The 17,901-nt window shown below is 64.7% G+C and carries 17 protein-coding genes; 10 read left to right on the forward strand and 7 right to left on the reverse strand.

The window, feature by feature from the left end:
• Window positions 1–15: 15 nt before the first annotated feature.
• Complete coding sequence (locus AB0L57_RS07235) at window positions 16–534, reverse strand: DUF6764 family protein (RefSeq protein ID WP_364958517.1); 519 nt, start codon at window positions 532–534, stop codon at window positions 16–18.
• A gap of 180 nt (window positions 535–714) precedes the next feature.
• Window positions 715–1,386 carry a serine protease gene (locus tag AB0L57_RS07240; protein ID WP_364958520.1) on the reverse strand — a complete coding sequence of 224 codons (672 nt, stop codon included), beginning with the start codon at window positions 1,384–1,386 and terminating at the stop codon, window positions 715–717.
• A gap of 524 nt (window positions 1,387–1,910) precedes the next feature.
• Here AB0L57_RS07240 and AB0L57_RS07245 point away from each other — a divergent pair.
• The 9 genes from AB0L57_RS07245 to AB0L57_RS07285 all read left to right on the forward strand — a co-directional run bounded on the left by AB0L57_RS07245 (window position 1,911) and on the right by AB0L57_RS07285 (window position 11,724).
• Entirely contained in the window at window positions 1,911–2,747 is an 837-nt protein-coding gene (locus tag AB0L57_RS07245) for an ABC transporter permease (protein ID WP_364959309.1), read from the forward strand.
• A gap of 4 nt (window positions 2,748–2,751) precedes the next feature.
• On the forward strand, window positions 2,752–3,615 hold the full coding sequence (locus AB0L57_RS07250; RefSeq protein ID WP_364958523.1) for an ABC transporter permease: 864 nt from the start codon (window positions 2,752–2,754) through the stop codon (window positions 3,613–3,615).
• Window positions 3,616–3,769: 154 nt separating this feature from the next.
• Window positions 3,770–5,284 (forward strand): MCE family protein, encoded by a 1,515-nt coding sequence (locus AB0L57_RS07255; protein ID WP_364958526.1) that lies wholly within the window; start codon window positions 3,770–3,772, stop codon window positions 5,282–5,284.
• A complete protein-coding gene (locus AB0L57_RS07260; RefSeq protein ID WP_364958530.1) occupies window positions 5,281–6,309 on the forward strand; it encodes an MCE family protein in 1,029 nt (342 codons plus the stop codon). The genes AB0L57_RS07255 and AB0L57_RS07260 overlap by 4 nt, the downstream gene beginning before the upstream one ends.
• Window positions 6,306–7,313 (forward strand): MCE family protein, encoded by a 1,008-nt coding sequence (locus AB0L57_RS07265; protein WP_364958532.1) that lies wholly within the window; start codon window positions 6,306–6,308, stop codon window positions 7,311–7,313. The genes AB0L57_RS07260 and AB0L57_RS07265 overlap by 4 nt, the downstream gene beginning before the upstream one ends.
• Window positions 7,310–8,428, forward strand: coding sequence for an MCE family protein (locus AB0L57_RS07270; protein WP_364958535.1), 1,119 nt, complete (start codon window positions 7,310–7,312; stop codon window positions 8,426–8,428). The genes AB0L57_RS07265 and AB0L57_RS07270 overlap by 4 nt, the downstream gene beginning before the upstream one ends.
• Entirely contained in the window at window positions 8,428–9,534 is a 1,107-nt protein-coding gene (locus AB0L57_RS07275) for an MCE family protein (protein WP_364958537.1), read from the forward strand. The genes AB0L57_RS07270 and AB0L57_RS07275 overlap by 1 nt, the downstream gene beginning before the upstream one ends.
• The gene (locus tag AB0L57_RS07280; protein ID WP_364958540.1) at window positions 9,531–10,700 is read left to right on the forward strand and encodes an MlaD family protein; all 1,170 of its coding nucleotides are present in this window, start codon (window positions 9,531–9,533) and stop codon (window positions 10,698–10,700) included. The genes AB0L57_RS07275 and AB0L57_RS07280 overlap by 4 nt, the downstream gene beginning before the upstream one ends.
• Window positions 10,701–10,761: 61 nt before the next feature.
• Window positions 10,762–11,724, forward strand: coding sequence for a hypothetical protein (locus AB0L57_RS07285; RefSeq protein WP_364958543.1), 963 nt, complete (start codon window positions 10,762–10,764; stop codon window positions 11,722–11,724).
• 159 nt (window positions 11,725–11,883) lie between these two features.
• On the opposite strand, the gene AB0L57_RS07290 is transcribed toward AB0L57_RS07285, so the two are convergent.
• The 5 genes from AB0L57_RS07290 to AB0L57_RS07310 form a co-directional block, all read right to left on the reverse strand.
• Window positions 11,884–12,519, reverse strand: a complete 636-nt coding sequence (locus AB0L57_RS07290) for a ribonuclease H (protein ID WP_364958545.1) — start codon at window positions 12,517–12,519, stop codon at window positions 11,884–11,886.
• 10 nt (window positions 12,520–12,529) lie between these two features.
• Window positions 12,530–13,099, reverse strand: a complete 570-nt coding sequence (locus AB0L57_RS07295) for an SRPBCC family protein (protein ID WP_364958548.1) — start codon at window positions 13,097–13,099, stop codon at window positions 12,530–12,532.
• A gap of 222 nt (window positions 13,100–13,321) precedes the next feature.
• Window positions 13,322–14,026 (reverse strand): hypothetical protein, encoded by a 705-nt coding sequence (locus AB0L57_RS07300; RefSeq protein WP_364958551.1) that lies wholly within the window; start codon window positions 14,024–14,026, stop codon window positions 13,322–13,324.
• A gap of 327 nt (window positions 14,027–14,353) precedes the next feature.
• Complete coding sequence (locus AB0L57_RS07305; protein WP_364958554.1) at window positions 14,354–15,145, reverse strand: TIGR03084 family metal-binding protein; 792 nt, start codon at window positions 15,143–15,145, stop codon at window positions 14,354–14,356.
• Between the two features lie 54 nt (window positions 15,146–15,199).
• On the reverse strand, window positions 15,200–16,555 hold the full coding sequence (locus AB0L57_RS07310) for a hypothetical protein (protein WP_364958555.1): 1,356 nt from the start codon (window positions 16,553–16,555) through the stop codon (window positions 15,200–15,202).
• A gap of 293 nt (window positions 16,556–16,848) precedes the next feature.
• Between AB0L57_RS07310 and AB0L57_RS07315 the strand changes: the two genes are divergently transcribed.
• Window positions 16,849–17,898 (forward strand): diiron oxygenase, encoded by a 1,050-nt coding sequence (locus AB0L57_RS07315; protein ID WP_364958557.1) that lies wholly within the window; start codon window positions 16,849–16,851, stop codon window positions 17,896–17,898.
• Window positions 17,899–17,901 lie beyond the last annotated feature (3 nt).

The raw sequence follows: 17,901 nt of genomic DNA on the forward strand, positions 1-17,901 counted from the left end.
ACAGGGTATGACGCGTCACGAAGTGGGGGTTCGCCGCCACAGCCCGACCGGCGTCGCGACGCAGGCCGCCCCCGTGTGCGAGTCCCAAGCCAGTGCCGCCGAACCGAGACAGACCGCACTGCGCTGACTGGAGATCACCTGTGCCTGCGATCCGTTCATCGCGAAGGAGATCCCGATCCGGCCCGGCGCCGGGTCCGTGGTGATCGAGGTGAGGGCCAAGGCATCGGGTCCCATCCCCACGGCCACCGGAAGTCCGGCGATGCCCTCACTGGCCCCGATTCCACCGGATGCCCCCATCCCCAGCGCGACGGCACCAGTGGTTGCCTTGGCATAGCCAATGCCATCGATTCCCGCCGATCTGGCATGTCCAGATTCATCTCCGATCGCACGACATGCGGTGTTACCGGCAACGATCGTGATGTCGCGATTGTCGTCAGCGGTGCATTGCGTGGTGGTTGCTGCGGCGGCCCCGGCGCCGACCGAAATAATGCCGGCCGCGGCCATCGAACAGAGGATCGCACTCAGAATCTTCACGGAAAACTCCTTTCGGGCCAGCAAATCTCACCTTAACCGGACGGCATCGCGGCAGCTTCGATCCGCGCCGGGACCACCGGGTGAGGTGGTACCGCATCAGACGGCGCCGGCACGAAAAGGGCGGCGGCCCGAGTACGAGACTCGGACCGCCGCCCGCTGGAAGGACTGTCGCGCAGCCGATCAGATCGGAGCGAATCCCGCCCCGGCGCCGCCATGCGCGTTCATGTCGTTGACGATCGTGGTCATGTTGGTGCCGACCTCGGGACCGAAGCAGGCCACCGCGAGATATGCGTTGACCATGCCGACCAGCGTCGTCCCGATCACGACCGGAGCACCGGAATCGCCCTCGACCACGCACATCTCGGCCCAGGTCTCATCGGTCTGGAAGACGTCACCGAATGCCAAGCCGCAGGTGTTGCCGGTGGTGCGGCCTTCCTTGCAGATGATGTTGGGGAACTGCGCAGGTGCGCCGATACCGGTGATCGTCACGTTGCCGATCCGGTTGACCGGCGTGACGCGACCCGGGTCGAACTGGATGACCGCGTAGTCGAGGTCGTGATTGGAGTACACGAAATGTCCGACCACACCCGCGCCACGGTCTTGTTCGGCCCAGACCTGCGAGCCCGCTTCACCACAGTGTCCCGCGGTGAGACCGATGAGGCGGCCGCCCGAATCGTGGCCGATGGTCGTCACCGTGCATTCGAATTGGTTGTCGATGATGATCCCGGAACCACCGCCGATGACGGGCGGACCGGGATCGGCCTGTGCGACCCCCGCGCCGGTCCCGAGCAGCGCCGCGCCCAGGGCTACAGCAAAGGCGGCTCGAGCCGCCCTGACGAGTGAGTTGAACATTTCCCTCCAGACGTCGGAAGTCCGCACGATATCAGCCTTGACGCACTACATCCTTGCAGTAATCGCGCCGGGGCGCGCAGGGTACGCCGGTGAAGTTTGCTGGATCGATGCCGTGGATGTGTGATGACGCGCGGAGCGGGGCGAGATGTGACACTCGCGCGCGGCACCGGTGGATACGCGGCTACGCGCTATAGGATTTCATCGGTATTCGGGGGCCAAATCTTAATAACGAGAATTTCATTCCGATAAATCTGTTATCGGATCTCGAGTTGGACAATTGATCAGGAAACTAGAACCTGTTCTAGAAATTCGGGCCGTTCATTGTGACCTATACCAGTGCGGTGCCGCCGATCACAGCCCGAGAACGGACGTGATCTGGGTCTATGACCACAGGCACACATTGTGATGTGTTTTTCCTAACTCCGTAGTAAGGTGCCTCAAGCGAAACAGTCGTCGGGGCGGGTAACCGGCGTCGAGAGGGGTAGCCAGTGCAAGTCACCAACGGTCCGGACGGGTCGGGGGCAATTAGCTCGCCATCTAGATTCAATGCCGCGGCGGACTGGACGAAGGCGTACTGGCAGGATCACCCCAAGCGGTCTCTCGAGACCTTCGGCCGGCAGATCACGATGGGTGTCGAAGCGGTCACGGAACTTTTTGTCGCCATCTTCCGCGGCAGGTTCCCGTTCGGAGAATTCGTCCGGCAATGCGCATTCATGGCCAGTGTCGCCGCCGCGCCGACGCTGCTGGTGGCAATTCCGATCGGTGTCATCGTCTCCATCCAGGTGGGCTCGGTTGCTCAGCAGGTCGGTGCCACCTCGTTCATCGGTGCGGCCAACGGCCTCGGCATCATCCAACAGGGTGCGCCGCTGGTCACCTCGCTGATGATCGCCGGTGCGGTGGGCTCGGCCATCTGTGCCGATCTCGGCTCCCGCACCATTCGCGAGGAGATCGATGCCATGAAGGTGATGGGCGTCGATCCGCTGCGCCGGCTGGTTGCCCCCCGGCTCGGCGCCGCCATGCTGGTATCGGTGCTGTTGTGCGGATTCGTGGTCTTCGTCGGCTTCCTGACCGGCTACATCTTCAATATTTTCGCCCAAAACGGAACTCCCGGCTCCTACATCGGAACCTTCGCGTCGTTCGCGGTCACCACCGATTTGCTGGTGGCACTGATCAAATCGCTGATCTTCGGACTGCTGGCGGCAATCATCGCCTGCGACTCCGGGCTGAGCACCCGCGGTGGTCCGGGCGGTGTCGCCAACTCGGTCAACACCGCGGTGGTGCTGTCCGCACTGATGTTGTTCGGTACGAATCTGATCATCACGCAGATCTACAACGCCCTGTTCCCTCCACAGATGGTTTGATCCGGTGTCGTCAACTTATGTTCCGCCGCTACTGCGGCCTCTGCAGCGGATCCGCGGTTCCGCCGGTGCACCGCGAGACTGGCTCGCGCGAGTCGGCCACCAGGTCTTCTTCTTTCTGCGGTCGATCGGCTCGATGCCGCTGGCGCTCAAGCACTATCCGAAGGAAGTCTGGCGTCTGCTCTCCGACGTCACCTGGGGCAACGGCAGCCTGATCGTCGGTGGCGGCACCATCGGTGTCGTCCTGATTCTGAGCGCGTTCGGCGGTATGACGGTTGCCATTCAGGGCTACACCTCGCTGAACCTGTTGGGTTTGAGCCCGCTGACCGGTGCTGTTTCGGCCTTCGCGACCACCCGTGAGCTCGGCCCGATGCTGGCCACGGTGGCCTTCGCGACCCAGGCAGGCTGTCGATTCACCGCGCAGCTGGGTTCCATGCGGATCGCCGAGGAGATCGACGCACTGGAATCGCAGGCCATCCGGCCGCTGCCCTATCTGGTCAGCACCCGGATGATCGCGGCGATGATCGCGATCGTGCCGCTGTACTGCCTCGCGTTGCCGGTCGCGTACCTGTCCTGCTCGGTCACGGTGGGGCTCATCGGCGGAACCGCTTCGGGCACGTTCCAGCACTACTTCTATCAATTCCTGGTACCGCACGATGTGCTGTGGTCGCTGCTGAAAGCTGTTCTCTTCGTGGCGATCACGACTTTCATCCAGTGCTATTACGGATTCTTCGCCTCCGGTGGTCCGGAAGGTGTGGGTGTGGCCGCGGGCCGGGCGATCAAGCTCTGCATCATCGCGGTCGTATTCGCCGACCTGTTCATCACGCTGGCCATCTGGGGTGTCAACCCAGGCATCAGGATCTCGGGATAGGAGGCACGGTGAACCACAATGCGAAGCTTGTTCGCTGGGCCGACCGGGTGCGGGTGTCCCGCGTGGGCACAGCAGGCACGGTGAACCACAATGCGAAGCTTGTTCGCTGGGCCGACCGGGTGCGGGTGTCCCGCGTGGGCACAGGGGGCCCGGCATGATCATCGATCCCAGTGGCCGCGGACCCACGATGCGGCAGCTGCTCATCGCCGGTGCCTGCGGTCTCATCGTCTTCGTCATCGCGCTGGCCTTTCTGTTCGCGCGGTACCAGGGCTACATCCTGAAGCCGGCGGTGGGCGTCACCGCGAATCTGACCACCACCGGTGACGGACTGCCGGCCAACGCGGACGTGAAGTTCCGCGGGGTGCTGGTCGGTGAGGTCAAGGATGTGTCCGTGGCCGCCAAGGGTGAGCTCCAGCAGGTGCACATCGATATGAAGCCGGACTACATCTCCTCCATTCCGGCCAATGTCACCGCGCGAGTGGTCCCGAGCAACCTGTTCGCGGTCACCTCCGTCGAGTTCGTCTACAACGGAGCGGATGCCGCCTCGCTGAAGGCCGGTTCGGAGATCACCGAGGACCACAGCCAGGGCACCATAGCCCTGCAGGACACGCTGACCACCGTCCGCTCCATCCTCGACAAGATCGATCCGATGCAGCTGGGCCGGGTGTTGAGCACGCTGTCCTACGCGCTCGACAATGGCGGCCGGGTCCCCGGTTCCACCGTCGAGCGGCTGGACAACTGGCTCACCCAGGTTCGTGGCGCGGTACCGGATGTCACCGGGACGCTGGACAATCTGTCCGCCTCGATGCATGCGCTCAACCAGTCGGCCCCCGATCTGATGCAGACGTTGTCGGAATCGGTGAAGACCGCGCAGACCATCGCCGACAAGCGTGGTGAGCTCGCGAATCTGATCACCGGTTCCTCGGCCACCGTGGACAAGGTCAATGGCCTGTTCGCCCGTAACCCCGACGTCGGCAAGCAGTTGACCTCCGGTACCGGCGACATGTTCGGCGCCCTGGCCGAGGATCCGTCCGCGATCCCGCAGGCCATCTCGAATCTGAACGCGTCGGTGCGGGCGTTGAGCACCACCTTCAACTGGGGTCCGCAGAAGCAGATGATCTGGAATCTGGGTCTGACCCTCACGCCGTACAAGCCCTACGAGCGGTCCGACTGCCCGCGCTACGGCGATCTCGCCGCGCCGAGTTGCGGCACCGCTCCGGAGGTCGCCGATGTGGGTCCGCCGACGCCGGCGCTGAAGCCGCGCGTCCTCGACTCCGCGCAGGGCCTGCCGCCGATGCCGCCGATGCCGGGCCTGCCCGCCATCCCCGGTGTGACGACGGGTGACACCTCGCAGACCGCCGCACCGGGTCAGGCACCGCAGTCGGGTAACCCGCTCGCGGGAACTCCGCTGGAGGGTCTGTTCCCACAGCTGCCGACCCTGCCGGGGCTGCCTGGTGCACCTGCGGCACCGGCCCCGCAGCCGGCTCCGGCCGCCGCGCCCGCAGCGGACGCGTCGAAGCCCCACGCGGCTCCGATCGGCTACTACACCGGGCGCGACGCGATGGCGCAGATTCTCGGCCGGGAACCCACGACGGCCGAATACATGCTGATGAGCTCGATCCTGAGGGGTGGAACCTTGCAAGTATCCGAGAGCGGTGCGCGCTCATGAGCATTCGCAAGCCGCTGATCGGGTTCGGTATCTTCGCCCTCGTCTCGGTGCTGGTGACCGTGGTCATCTGGAACACCCTGGCGCGCACGGTGAACGGCTCGACCAACAGCTACTCGGCCGTTTTCACCGACGTGCTCGGCCTGCGGAAGGGCGACGACGTCCGGATGGCGGGCGTGCGGGTCGGCAAGGTCACCGATATCGAGCTCGAGGGTCAGCACAGCGCCAAGGTGTCGTTCATCGTGCAGCGCGACCAGACGCTGTTCGGCAACACCAAGGCCCTGGTCCGGTATCAGAATCTGATCGGACAGCGGTACGTGGCGCTGCAACCGGGCGACAAGGGCGACAATTCGCGCCTGCGCGCCGGTGGCTCGATTCCGGTCGACCGCACGGAGCCGTCATTCGATATCTCGGGTCTGCTCAACGGATTCCAGCCGCTGTTCGAAACCTTGCGGCCCGAACAGGTCAACAGCCTGTCCAACACCTTCATCCAGGCACTGCAGGGTGACGGTGTATCGCTGAGCTCGTTCATCACCCAGGCCGCCGCGCTGGCCGGTGATTTCCAGCGGCGCGACGTGATTCTGTCCGATGTGATCACCAATCTGTCGGCCGTGATGTCGGGACTGGCGAAACGAGGTGATGAATTGGAGACGCTGGTGACCCAGACCCGGTCGCTGATCGGCGGCCTGTACGACCAAGGCCAGTCGCTGCAGGCGTCCACCGTCCAGATCGCGAATGCCACCACCTCCCTGGTGGACATGCTCGATCAGGTTCAGCCCAAGATCGCGACGGCGCAGAATTCCTCCAATGCCGCCCTGACCCTGCTGATCAACGACGGTCCCCAGCTGGATCAGGCGGCCGTCGATCTGCCGGCCATCCTGGCCAACGTCTCCAAGTTCACCTCCGACGGTGCGTTCGCCAACGCCTACCTGTGCTCCCTGGACGTCTCGCTGTACGGCGTGCTGCTCCCGCGCGGTCTCCTCAGTCAGATCGGCGGACCCTCGCATTCGGCGGTGTGCCGACCATGACGAGTTTCGGTAAAGGGATCCGGAATCGGTTCCAGGGCAATCGCTACTTCTGGCTCGGTATCGCCGGCGCCGTTCTGATCGTGGTGCTGCTGGTGGTCTCCACCGGTTACAAGAAACTGGGTGTCGGCACCCGCGATGTGCAGGCGGAATTCGTGCAGACCGCCGGTGTGAAGACCGGTGACAAGATCAATGTCGCCGGTGTGCCGGTGGGCACGGTGAGCGGGGCGAAGCTGGAGGGCGATCACGTGCTGATCACCCTGCAGATCAACAACGATGTGAAGCTCGGCCCGGACACCCGCGCCTCCATCAAGATGGCCACCCTGCTGGGTGCCCGGTACATCGACCTCGATCCGGGAAACGGCAAGGGGCTGCCCGGCGGGCGAATTCACAAGGCCAACACCAAGGTTCCCTACGACCTGGCCGATGTGGTGCAGATCGGTACGCCGAAGTTCGAGGCGCTCGACACCCAGAAGCTGTCGGAGTCGCTGCAGGTGCTCGGTGATCAGATCGACGGTTCACCGCAACTGACGGCGCAGGCGCTCGACAGCGTCGGCGCCCTGGCCAAGACGATCAACGATCGCCGCGATCAGGTCGACGGTCTGCTCAAGGACCTCGACCGGGTCACCAAGATCCTGGGCGACAACCGCAACAGCCTGCTGCTGGTGATCACGCAGGGTGAGGCGATCGCCTCGCGGGTGATGGAACGTCAGACCCTGATCACGCAGCTGCTCGACAATGTCGCGACATTGACCAAGCAACTGCAGCAGATCGGTGCGGAGAACGACAACCAGCTCGGCCCGACCATCGAACAGCTCAACACCATGGCCCAGGGGCTGCAGAAGAACAAGGACAACCTGGACCGGATGCTGCAGATCATGCCGGTCGCGTTGCGGCAGTTCAACAATGTGTTCGGCAACGGGCCCTACGGTGAGGTCGGTGTGCCGTGGCTGTTCCCCGACAACTGGTTGTGTTTCGCCCGAGTGATCGAAGGGTGCCAGGGATGAGACTGACCAAACCATCGATCCGTGGCACTTTCGCAACCCCGTGGCTGTCGCGCGCCACCAAAGCGGTGGCGATCGGCGCGGCGATGCTCGTGGTCGGCAGTTGTGGTTCGGTGCAGAACGCGGTGGGGGGTTCCACTCACATCACCGCCGATTTCCGCAATATCGCCGGTATTTTCGAGGGCAATCCGATCACCGTCCTCGGCCTCGATGTCGGCAGGATCGACAAGATCATCCCCAAGGGTGAATTCGTCGAGGTGCACATGACCGTGAACCACGATGTGGACATTCCGAAAAACGTGACCGCGGCGATCATTTCGCCGTCGATCGTGACCGACCGGCATGTCGAGCTCACCCCGCGCTACACCGGTGGGCCCAAGCTGACCGACAACACGCATCTGACCGTGCAGCAGACCCGCACCCCGGTCGAGCTGGACACGATGATCAAGACCATCGATCAATTCACCGCGGCGCTGAAGCCGGCGCCCGGCCAGACTCAGGGCCCGTTGTCGGGCACCCTGCTCTTCGACATGGTCAACGGTCAAGGCGAGAAGATCCGGGACACGTTGAACGCGCTGTCGGGTGCGCTGAAGGTGGGTGTCGACAACAAGGACGCGATCTCGACCATCATCATCAAGCTCAACGAGTTGACCTCGATGCTGGCCGACAACGACCAATCGGTCCGCGACTTCAGCAACAAGGTGACGCAGATGTCGTCGCTGCTGGCCGAGCAGGCACCGGGTCTGCAGGCCACCCTCGATCAGCTCAATGGCTTCCTGGCCAACACCAGCGGAGTGTTCAGTCAGTACCAGAATCAGTTGTCCGACAGCCTGACCGGGCTCACCTCGGTCACCGACCAGCTCCGCCGCAACGCGGCCGGCGTGGTGGAGATCGCGGACGTGGCGCCGCTGCTGCTGCAGAACCTGGACCGCGCGATGGATCGCAATCGCGGTTTCGTCCGCCTGCACGGCGTCATCGGCACCATCCTGACCGGTGAGATCGTCAGCTTGTTCTGTGAACGAATCCAGATGAAGTCCGATGGCTGCCGGACCGGCAAGATCGAGGACTTCGGGCCCGACCTAGGGTTGTCCGCCGCACTGTTGGGACTGACGAAATGATGGGATCGAAGCGTCTGCGGCGCACCGCGGTGGTCCGGACATCGGTGGCACTGGGAGTTTCGGCGACCATGCTGGCCTCCGGTTGTGGCTTGACGGTGGACAGTCTGCCGCTGCCCAAGCCGGGGCAGTCCGGTGACACCTACACCGTGCACGCGGTGTTCTCCAACGCGCTCAATCTGCCCGATCAGGCCAAGGTGAAGATCGGTGGTTCCGATGTCGGTGTGGTCACCCACATCGTGACCAAGGACTTCCAGGCCATCGTCGACATGGACGTCCGCAAGGACATCACCCTGCCCGTGGATTCCACCGCGGAGCTGCGGCAGGCGACTCCTCTCGGTGATGTGTTCGTCGCGCTGTCGAAGCCGAAATCCGATGCGAACACCCAGATGTTGAAGAGCGGCGACACCATCGGCCTCGACCACACCTCGGCCGGCGCCACGGTCGAGGAGCTGCTGCTGTCGGTGTCCATGCTGTTCAACGGTGGCGGCGTCGCTTCGCTGACCAAGCTCACCTCGGAACTGGATTCGATGGTCGGTGGCCGGCCGGATCAGCTGGCCAGCCTGATCAAGCAGATGACGAGTGTGACCGGCACCCTGCACGCCGACAGCGATCGAATCGACAGCGTGCTCAACGGATTCGACGCATTGGCCAACACCATCGAGGCCAATCACAATCAACTGGGACAGGTGGCCGACACCCTGCCACAGATGATCGGTGCGATCGCCGAGAACAACAAGCAGATCGGCGATCTGCTCGGCAAGATCTCGACAACCAGTGCGGCACTTGGTGATTACGCCGACACCAGCCACGATCAGCTGGCAGGACTGCTCGACAACATACACAAACTCATGGACGCGCTGTCACAGACCGGCAATACCCTGGGGCCCGCGCTCGACGCGCTGCACGAGATCCGGCCGAAGGCAGACGCCTCGTTCAAGGGCAACACGCTCGCCGTGGCCGCTACCCTCACCCAGCTCGATGCCGGTCTGATCACCGATCCGCCACACAGCAAGTTCTGGGATGCGCGCGATCTGCAGGATATGGCGGGCAGTCTGATTCAGGTGCTGCAGATCGTCTACGGCCGAGTGACAGGGGGCCACCGATGAGCTGGCTCAAACAACACAAACTGCTGTTGTCCGCGCTCGGACTGGTGCTGGTCTTCGTGGTGGGCGCGTCGTATCTGGCGGTGAGCGTGATGCGAATCAACCCGCTGCGCAGCACCTATACGGTGACGGTCGCGCTGGATCGATCCGGTGGTCTGCAACCCGGTAACGATGTGACGCTGCGCGGGTTCCGCATCGGCAAGGTCAACTCGATCGAACTCACCAACCAGGGCGCGTCCATCGCGGCCGAGGCCGAGATCGACACGCGCTACAAGATTCCGGTCGCGACCCAGGTGGTCGTGCACGCCCTGTCGGCCGCCGGTGAGCAGTACGTCGACTTCCAGCCGAATACCGATCAGGGACCGTTCCTGAAGGACGGTTCGGTGATCGCGTTCGATCCACAGCGGGTGCAGACCCCGACCCCGGTGTCGGATGTGCTGGTCAACGCCAGCGGCTTCTTCGATCAGATCGATCCCGATCGGTTCAGCACCATCCTCGGTGAGCTGGACACCGCGCTGAGCGGCGGCCCGAATCAATTGCGCGACATGATCGATGCGCTGAGCCTGGTGACGGCCGGCCTGGACAATCTGCTTCCGCAGACCACGAATCTGCTGAAGAACCTTCAGGTCATCGCATCGACCACCTCGAACGCACAGCCCGATCTGAGCACCCTGACGAACACTTCGTCGACATTGTTCACTCAGTTCAACAATGCCAATGACGAGTTGCGCAAGGTGCTGGATCAGGCGCCCGGTCAGATGCAGGCGCTCGGTGCCACGCTGGACAAGACCAGCGATCCGATCACCAGTCTGGCCAACAACTTCGTGGCCATCACCCGGTCCGCGCAGCTGCGACTGCCGGCGCTGCGGGCACTGTTCCCCTCGCTGGTCGTCGGTAGTTCCGCCATCGGCGTCCCCGCGCACGACGGTGAGTTCTATACGGTCGTCGACATCTGGCCGCGTCCGTTCTGCCAGTACTCGCACGCACCGGTGGCGCCGTATGTGGTGACGGACGGCACGGCTCCGAAGTGGAACTACTGCACGAACGCTCCACCGGACCAGCAGATCCGCGGTTCGGCCAACGCACCTCGGCCCGATGTTCCGAACAACGGAGCTCAGATGCCGTCCGGCGCCGATCCGAACGATCGGACGCCTCCACCGGTGCGATGAGTAGAGTGGCCCAAAACATACGGCGTGGTACGGCCACGCGAGAAAGGTGACAGATCGATTCATGTCCGATGACGACACCGCCAAGGACAAGGCGAACAAGGATGCCGAGTCGACCGAGAAGGTCGATACGACGCAAGACAGCACCGCCGCGGACGCAACGGTCAAGTTCGAATCGGACGCGTCGGCCGATACCGCTGACGAGGGCAAGGCGGCGGATGTCGCGGCCGATTCGGTGAAGGCCGACAGCACCGAATCCGAATCCGCCGCGGCGGCCGACGCCACGGTGAAGGCCGACTCCGCTGCGACGGCAAGTGATCCGGATGCGACGGTGAAGCTCCCGACCGCGAGCCCGATCTCCGAGGCGAAGACGGTCAAGCAGGCCGTTCCCGCCCCGGCTCCGGCGCCCGCCGGCGGGAAGAGCACGCCGTGGACGCCCATCATCGCGGCCTTCGCGGCCGGTGTGGTGCTGGTCGCCGCGGTCACCGCGGTGGTGGTCTTCTGGATGAAGGCCGACGACCGGGACCAGCAGCTCGCCAACCGGGACGATTCGACCCAGGCCGCCTGCGATTTCGGTAAGGCCGTGGCCAGCTACGACGCGAAGGACCTGGACGCCTACTTCACCAGCGTCAGGGACAAGTCCACGGGCGAATGGGCCAAGTTCTGGGGCGACGCCTCGGACACGCTGAAGAAGGCCATGGTCAGCGTGCAGGCCAAGTCGAAGCTGGACGAGATCCACTGCGCGTGGGAGTCCGGTAACGACAGCCAGGCCAACGTCGTCCTGGTGATCACCCAGGAACAGACCAACCAGGCCGTGCCGCAGCCGGACAAGATCACCATCCCGGGTGTGGCACAGCTGGAGAAGCACGACGGCAAGTGGCTGGTCGCCAAGTTCGATTCACCGGTCACCAAGGGTGGCGGCATGGGCCCGGCGGTTCCGGGAGCGGCTGCGGCCGCACCTGGTACCAGCCCGCAGGCGAACGAGGGCGCACCCCAGCCCGCACCGGCACCGCAGCCGGGAAACTGAACCCGAGCTATCCAGCCGATCGACAACACCGCGGCCCACGACGTCATCGTCGTGGGCCGCGGTGCGTCGGAACGAGGAAGTGCTCGGCACGGGAACCGAGCGCCTCCGGCGGTGGGCCGACCCACCACCGCCGGAAGCATTCGGTTGGTTTGTCATCGATCAGAACAGCGTGAGCGTGTCCGTATCGGCTTTCGCTGCATCGGCTTTCGCCCGGGGGCGCTTCGGAGGTGAACCGGGCTTCTCCGCGGGGATCGCGGTGAGGGGTGTGGTCACCGCGGCATCGGTCATCGCGACGGGAGCAGGTGCCGCCACGCCATTCGGTAGCGGCGGCAGATCCTCGACCGCGTCGGGGGCCGCGTCGGAGGCGGCGGCCGCAGAGCGGGCGGCCACACCTGCCAGTTGATCTGCCTGCTCGTTGAAGTAGTTGCCGACGTGACCCCGGACCCAGCGGAACCGCACCGGGCCGGGCCGGGTGGCGATCGCGTGATCGATCCACCGGACCAGTTCGACATTCTTGACCGGGCTGCCGGTGGCGGTGCGCCAGCCGTTGCGGCGCCAGCCCGGTAGCCATTCCGAGGCGCATTTGATCGCGTACAGCGAATCGCTCTCGATGAACAGCGGTTCGGCACCCGGATGAGCACGAATGGCCTCGAGAACGGCACGTAGCTCGGCGACCTGATTGGTTCCCGAGGCGGCTCCGGCGCTGGCCGAACCGCCCTGATGATCCACCCACGCCCAGCCGATGGCGCCGCCGGGGTTACGCAGGCAGGATCCGTCGGTGCTCACGATGATCATGCCCGGTACCCTACGCAATCCGGCCGACAAGATCCGTACCGTGGAAATCTTCTATCTCCCTGCGCAATTGCGCCTCGCTGCGGCGGACAACGCCCCGCACCGCGGCATCGACCGCCTTCGCGGCAGGCCGCACCGGCCAGCCGCGCAGCGGAGGATAGTCGACCTCGAAGGTCAGCACGGAGCGGCCGTAACCGAGCGGATCGACCCGCAGCGTCAATGTCGCCGCACCCGGCGCGGCGGCAGCGGCCTGCGCGGTTGCGGCAGCGGATGTGCCGACGGCAGCGGTCGTCGATCCGGAGTCCTGCGCAGGCGCCACCTTCCCCGGCCGGCGCCTGCGCAGGGTGTATCCGATCACCGCATTGCGGCGGTACTCGGTGATCTCACATTCCACCGCCGGATGCCACAACCCGAGCTGAACGAAGGCTGTGTAGCGCGCGCCCGGACCATGGCCGGCCTCGCCGATCGGTTCGAAACTCGCGATGCCGAACATCCAATCCGGCACGAACAGATGGTTATCGGTGTAAGCGAAGGCAACTTCGACCGGAGCCCCGACGTCACTCGCGTACCTGATGTGGCCCATACGCTCTCCCTGTCCCCGACTGCCACAAAAATACTACAAAATTCCTCTTTATTGAACGGTTACCGAGGATTAACGTGTGGAGCCCGATTGGCGTGGCGGATAACCGCTGACGAGGGGAAATGCCTCGAACGACCAGTCTGTTTCGGGTGTGCTCGGCGGGAGCGGGCACGCGAAAACCGGCCGAATACCTGAAGTACGGTACCGGCCGGTGATGTGGTCTGGCTATGCCTGCGTGGAATCCGGAAGCTGCTGCAGGTGCTCCGAGTCGACCGCTTCCGGCTGGGCATGCCGCTGGACCTGCATATCGTGGCGACCCAGCAGCGGGTCGGTCATCGCGACGCCGAGTTCACCGCTGTGCGTGTCCAGCTCGGTCCGGAACTCGGTGACACCGGTGGATGGCCCGGCCTGGTCGGTCCGCGGGGGCTCGGTGGTGCCGAATATCGCCGGAAGGTTCGTATCGAGTCTGACGGTGAGCGAATTCTGCTGTGTTCTGGCCAGATTCGCGCCGAGATAGGTGTCTTCGGACAGATTCAGCCGACCACCGACGCCGCCCGGGCGAACGGTCGTGGCCGCGGTGATGGGGACCACCGGCGTGCCGTCGGAAACGGCCGGGGCGGGGTACGGCTCCGCCGCCGGACCGGCGACGATCGGTAGCGGGCGGGATTCGGCGGCCAGGCCCCAGCGCGCGGTACCACGTGCCGTGGTCGGTGCTTGTGCCTCGGAGCGCTGTGGTTCCGGCGCGGGCGGGTTCACCGTGTCCGGTTCTCCGGGGCCGATCATGGCCGGAAGGCCGGATCCCCCGATCTGATTGACGACATATGTTCCGGCGGCGACGGTCAGCCCGATGCTCGCCATACCGGCGAGCACGATGGCGGTGTGTTGCAGAATTTGGCCGGCGGACCGGGAATGCGCGGTGTGCGGTGCCATATCGGTGCGTCTCCCTCTCCCCTTGTTCCCCTCGTGAACGACCCGCACCGTTGAAAGTCGTACGTGTGTCCAGGTTACTGGGTGCTACGGCGTCGTCCGCACCCGTGCGGCAAACATCACAGCGGTCGATATGTGTCGGAGAGGCTCGACCTGGGTAAATGGACCGGGTTCAGCGAGGGTTTGTGCCGCGTTCAGCGGGGGTATCCAGACAGGGCTGGCGAGCGTCAGCTTGGCGCTGCGCTCTCGAAGACCTCCGGCCAACGGCGTCCGGTCGGCCCTAAGCACGGTGCACCCCAAGTCGGCGCTCGCCCGCTTTTCCCGGCCGGTTCAGTCGAACCGGCCGGCTTCGCGTCCGGTTCCGGGCGGTCCCGCGAAAGCTTGCGCGATGGTCAGCCATTCGGCGGCATCGGATCCGGTGGTGGTCAGCGGCAGATCGGCGCGGTGGCGGCGTTGCGTCACGAGCAGGCAGAAATCCAGCGCCGAACCGGTGACGCGCTGTGCGGCATCCTCCGGGCCCCAATTCCAGAGCGTGCCGTCCGGAGCGGTCAACTCGACCCGGAACGGTTCATCCGGCAGCGCCCGTCCGTGCACGGTGTAGGCGAAATCTCGCGTCCGCACCCCGATGTGGGCGATATTGCGCAACCTCGCGGTCGGTGTCCGGATCACATTCAGGGCGTCGGCCACGTCCTGACCGTGCGCCCAGGTCTCCATCAACCGGGCGCTGACCATGGACATCGGGCTCATCGGCGGTCCGAACCACGGGAGTTTGGTTCCCGCCGGGACCGCGCGCAGCGCCGTCGCCAATCCGGCTCGGCCGCGCCGCCACCGTTCCAGCAGCTGCGGTGGGGCCATGGTCGCGAGCTCGGCGGCCGCGTCGTCGACGAAGGTGGCGATCTTCGTGGTGGCCTCGCGCAGCAGTTCGGCGAAGCGGCCGGCATCGGTCGCCGCGATCGTCGATACCTCGTCGGTCCAGGTCAGATGGGCGATCTGGTGTGCGATGGTCCAGCCTTCGGCCGGTGTCGGGAGTGCCCAGTCCGTGTCGGTGCGGGGTGCGACCAGGTGGTCGAGATCCGCGCATTCGGCCTCGAAATCGGCGAGCAGCGCGTCCAGATCAGCCATGACGACAGCATGGCAACGGGTCGAAAAAAATGCAAGCACGCGTGCTTGTATTTGTCACCAACCGAAGATCAGCAGATGCACCCCACCGACCACCAGGCCCAGGGCGGCGCCGTGCAGATACAGCAGCCAGGCATCCTGCTCGACCGAGGCGTAGAACATCTCCATGAACTCGCCGGGGGTGAGCTGCTTGAGTTTCCGGGCGGCGAATTCGTCGATCTTGCGAGCCTGATCCAGGGCGAATTCCTCGTCCTCGACCAGACTCGGCGCCAGACTCACCGCAGCGCCGGCCGCACCCACCTGCAGATTGTCGAACTGGCGCGCACCGAAGGCGGCGCGCACCACCGAACGGGTGGGACCAAGCTGGGCGCGGATCTCATCGGCGATCAGATGCTCCACCAGTTGCCGGGTCTTGTCACCGTTCGGCCCGTCGAGCAGTTCGGCGGCGAGATTCGGCAGGGTCAGAACCTGATAGGCCAGGATCTCGGACAGATCGGCGGCGGCCTGCGGCTGCCGCTTGGCCAGCAGCGCCTGACGCCACAGGTACTTGTAGCGGGGCTGCGGATCGCCGGGTTCGAACACCATCTTGATGGCGATCATGTTGACCAGGACGCCGATCGCCGCGGCCGCGGCAAGTACCACCAGCCAGCCGGGGATCCAGCCGATCACCGGAATGTCGTGGTGCACATGCATGTACAGCGCCAGCAGGACGCCGAACGGTGCGCCGAGCAGGCCGATGCGGACCATGAACCGCAGTTCCGGGGCGGCGATCGTGGTGGTCAGATCCTTGAGGATCTGCGGATTCGCCTGCAGATAGCGGATCACGAAGATCTTGATATCGATGAGCTGGTCGACATTGTCGCCGAGTTGCTCGAATCCCCGCCGGCACAGCTTCGGCAGTTCCTTGTCGATGCGCTGATACAGAATCTGCTTGGCCGGCCGTGGCACCGCCCGCCACAGTTCCGGATTCTCCCGGTACATCACATCGTCGACGATCTGCTGCAGCTGTTCGTGCGCCTGGTCGGCGATGTAGTCGGCGATACCCTCGAGGTCGAGCTCGTGGATGAAATCGCGTGGGCTGCCGATCCGCATGATGGCCATGTCCACGCAGATGCTGGCCATCTTCTCCGCGCGCGCCGGAATGAAGCCCTGGAAGCCGAGGCGCTTTCCGTCACCGGAGAACGTCGGCAGGACCTGCACCCGGCGCGGGAAGTATGGATACAGCACCTGCAGGCCCGGAATTCGGATTCCGCGAAATTGCAACGGCCAGAACAGCATCAGCACACCGGTCCAGTTGGTGAGCCAGCCGGCCAGGGCGCTGAAGATCGGGAAGGTGATCAGATCCACGACGAGTTTGGGCTGCCCGGTCAGTTGTTCCCAGTCGATGAACACACCACCGGCGACTACCGCCATCGTGGATCCCCCTTGCGCCGTACATGCGAGTTGACTGGGCCCTCACATTCTCACCGGGGCTCAGTGGTGTCAATGCGGCGGGGCGGTAGTTGTGCAGGTCGGCGCGGCGAATTGGCGTCCGCGGAGGGGGCCCGGCGATGCCGTGCGGCGTCTTCCCGGCCCGGGGGATTGTATGAGACTGCGAGTCCCATATATCCTGAGGGAAGTCACCCACGTGGTGTCGGTCACCGAGGAGTCATCCGGCCCGGAAGCGGGCCGTCCGATTCGGTGTCCCGCAGAGCAAGGAGACATCGATGACGCTGTCGCATACGGAACGTCGTGATCTGTTCGGCCCGGAGTACCGGGAGGCGCTGGCGATCCTGTCCGAGGGTTCGGTCCATCGCAATTTCGATCCGTATCTCGATATCGACTGGGACACACCGGAACTGGCGATCGATCCCGACGACCCGAGATGGGTGCTCTCCCCCGAGCTGGATCCGCTGGGCGGCACCGCGTGGTACCGGGCGCTGCCGCTGGAACGGCAGATCGAGATCGGTAAATGGCGCATCGCCAACGTGATCAAGGTGGGTGCGGCCTTCGAGAGCATCCTGATCCGCGGGATGATGCAGTACATCATGAAGCTCCCCAACGGAGCCCCGGAGTTCCGGTACTGCCTGCACGAGATGACCGAAGAGTGCAACCACATCCAGATGTTCCAGGAACTGATCAACCGGATCGGTGTGGACGTCCCGGGGATGCGGCCGCTGTTCCGGGCGACATCGCCACTGATCGGCGTGCTCGGCGGCTATGCGCACACCGTGCTGTTCATCGGCATCCTGGCCGGTGAGGAACCGATCGACCACTATCAGAAGGCGGTCATCCGCGAAGGCGCCACGATGCCACCGGCGGTGCTGCGCACCATGCAGATCCATATCGCCGAGGAGGCCCGCCACATCTCCTTCGCCGGCGAGTTCCTGAAGGTGCACATCGAGCGGATGGGACCGATCGGAACGGCCTTGTGCGGATTGGCATTTCCGATCACCATGCGCTGGCTGGCCGGTCAGATCATGGCCCCGCCGGCCTCGTTCGCCCGGGAATTCGACATCCCGCGTGAGGTCATCGACGAGGCGTTCTGGAATTCGCCGCATTCGCGCCGGATCCTGTCGGGCTACTTCGGTGACATGCGCAAACTTGCCGACGAGCTGGGCCTGATGAATCCGGTGACCCGCAAGCTGTGGTCGTTGCTGCACGTCGACGGTGAACCCTCGCGGTATCGGGGCGAACCCGAGCGGCGCCATCCCGTGGTCGCGGCGGCGGACCGATTGCCGTTGGTCGGATCGCTCGTCGGCTGGCTGGCGGCCTGACGG

This window comes from Nocardia sp. NPDC052254 (assembly GCF_040679495.1).
GTDB lineage: Bacteria > Actinomycetota > Actinomycetes > Mycobacteriales > Mycobacteriaceae > Nocardia.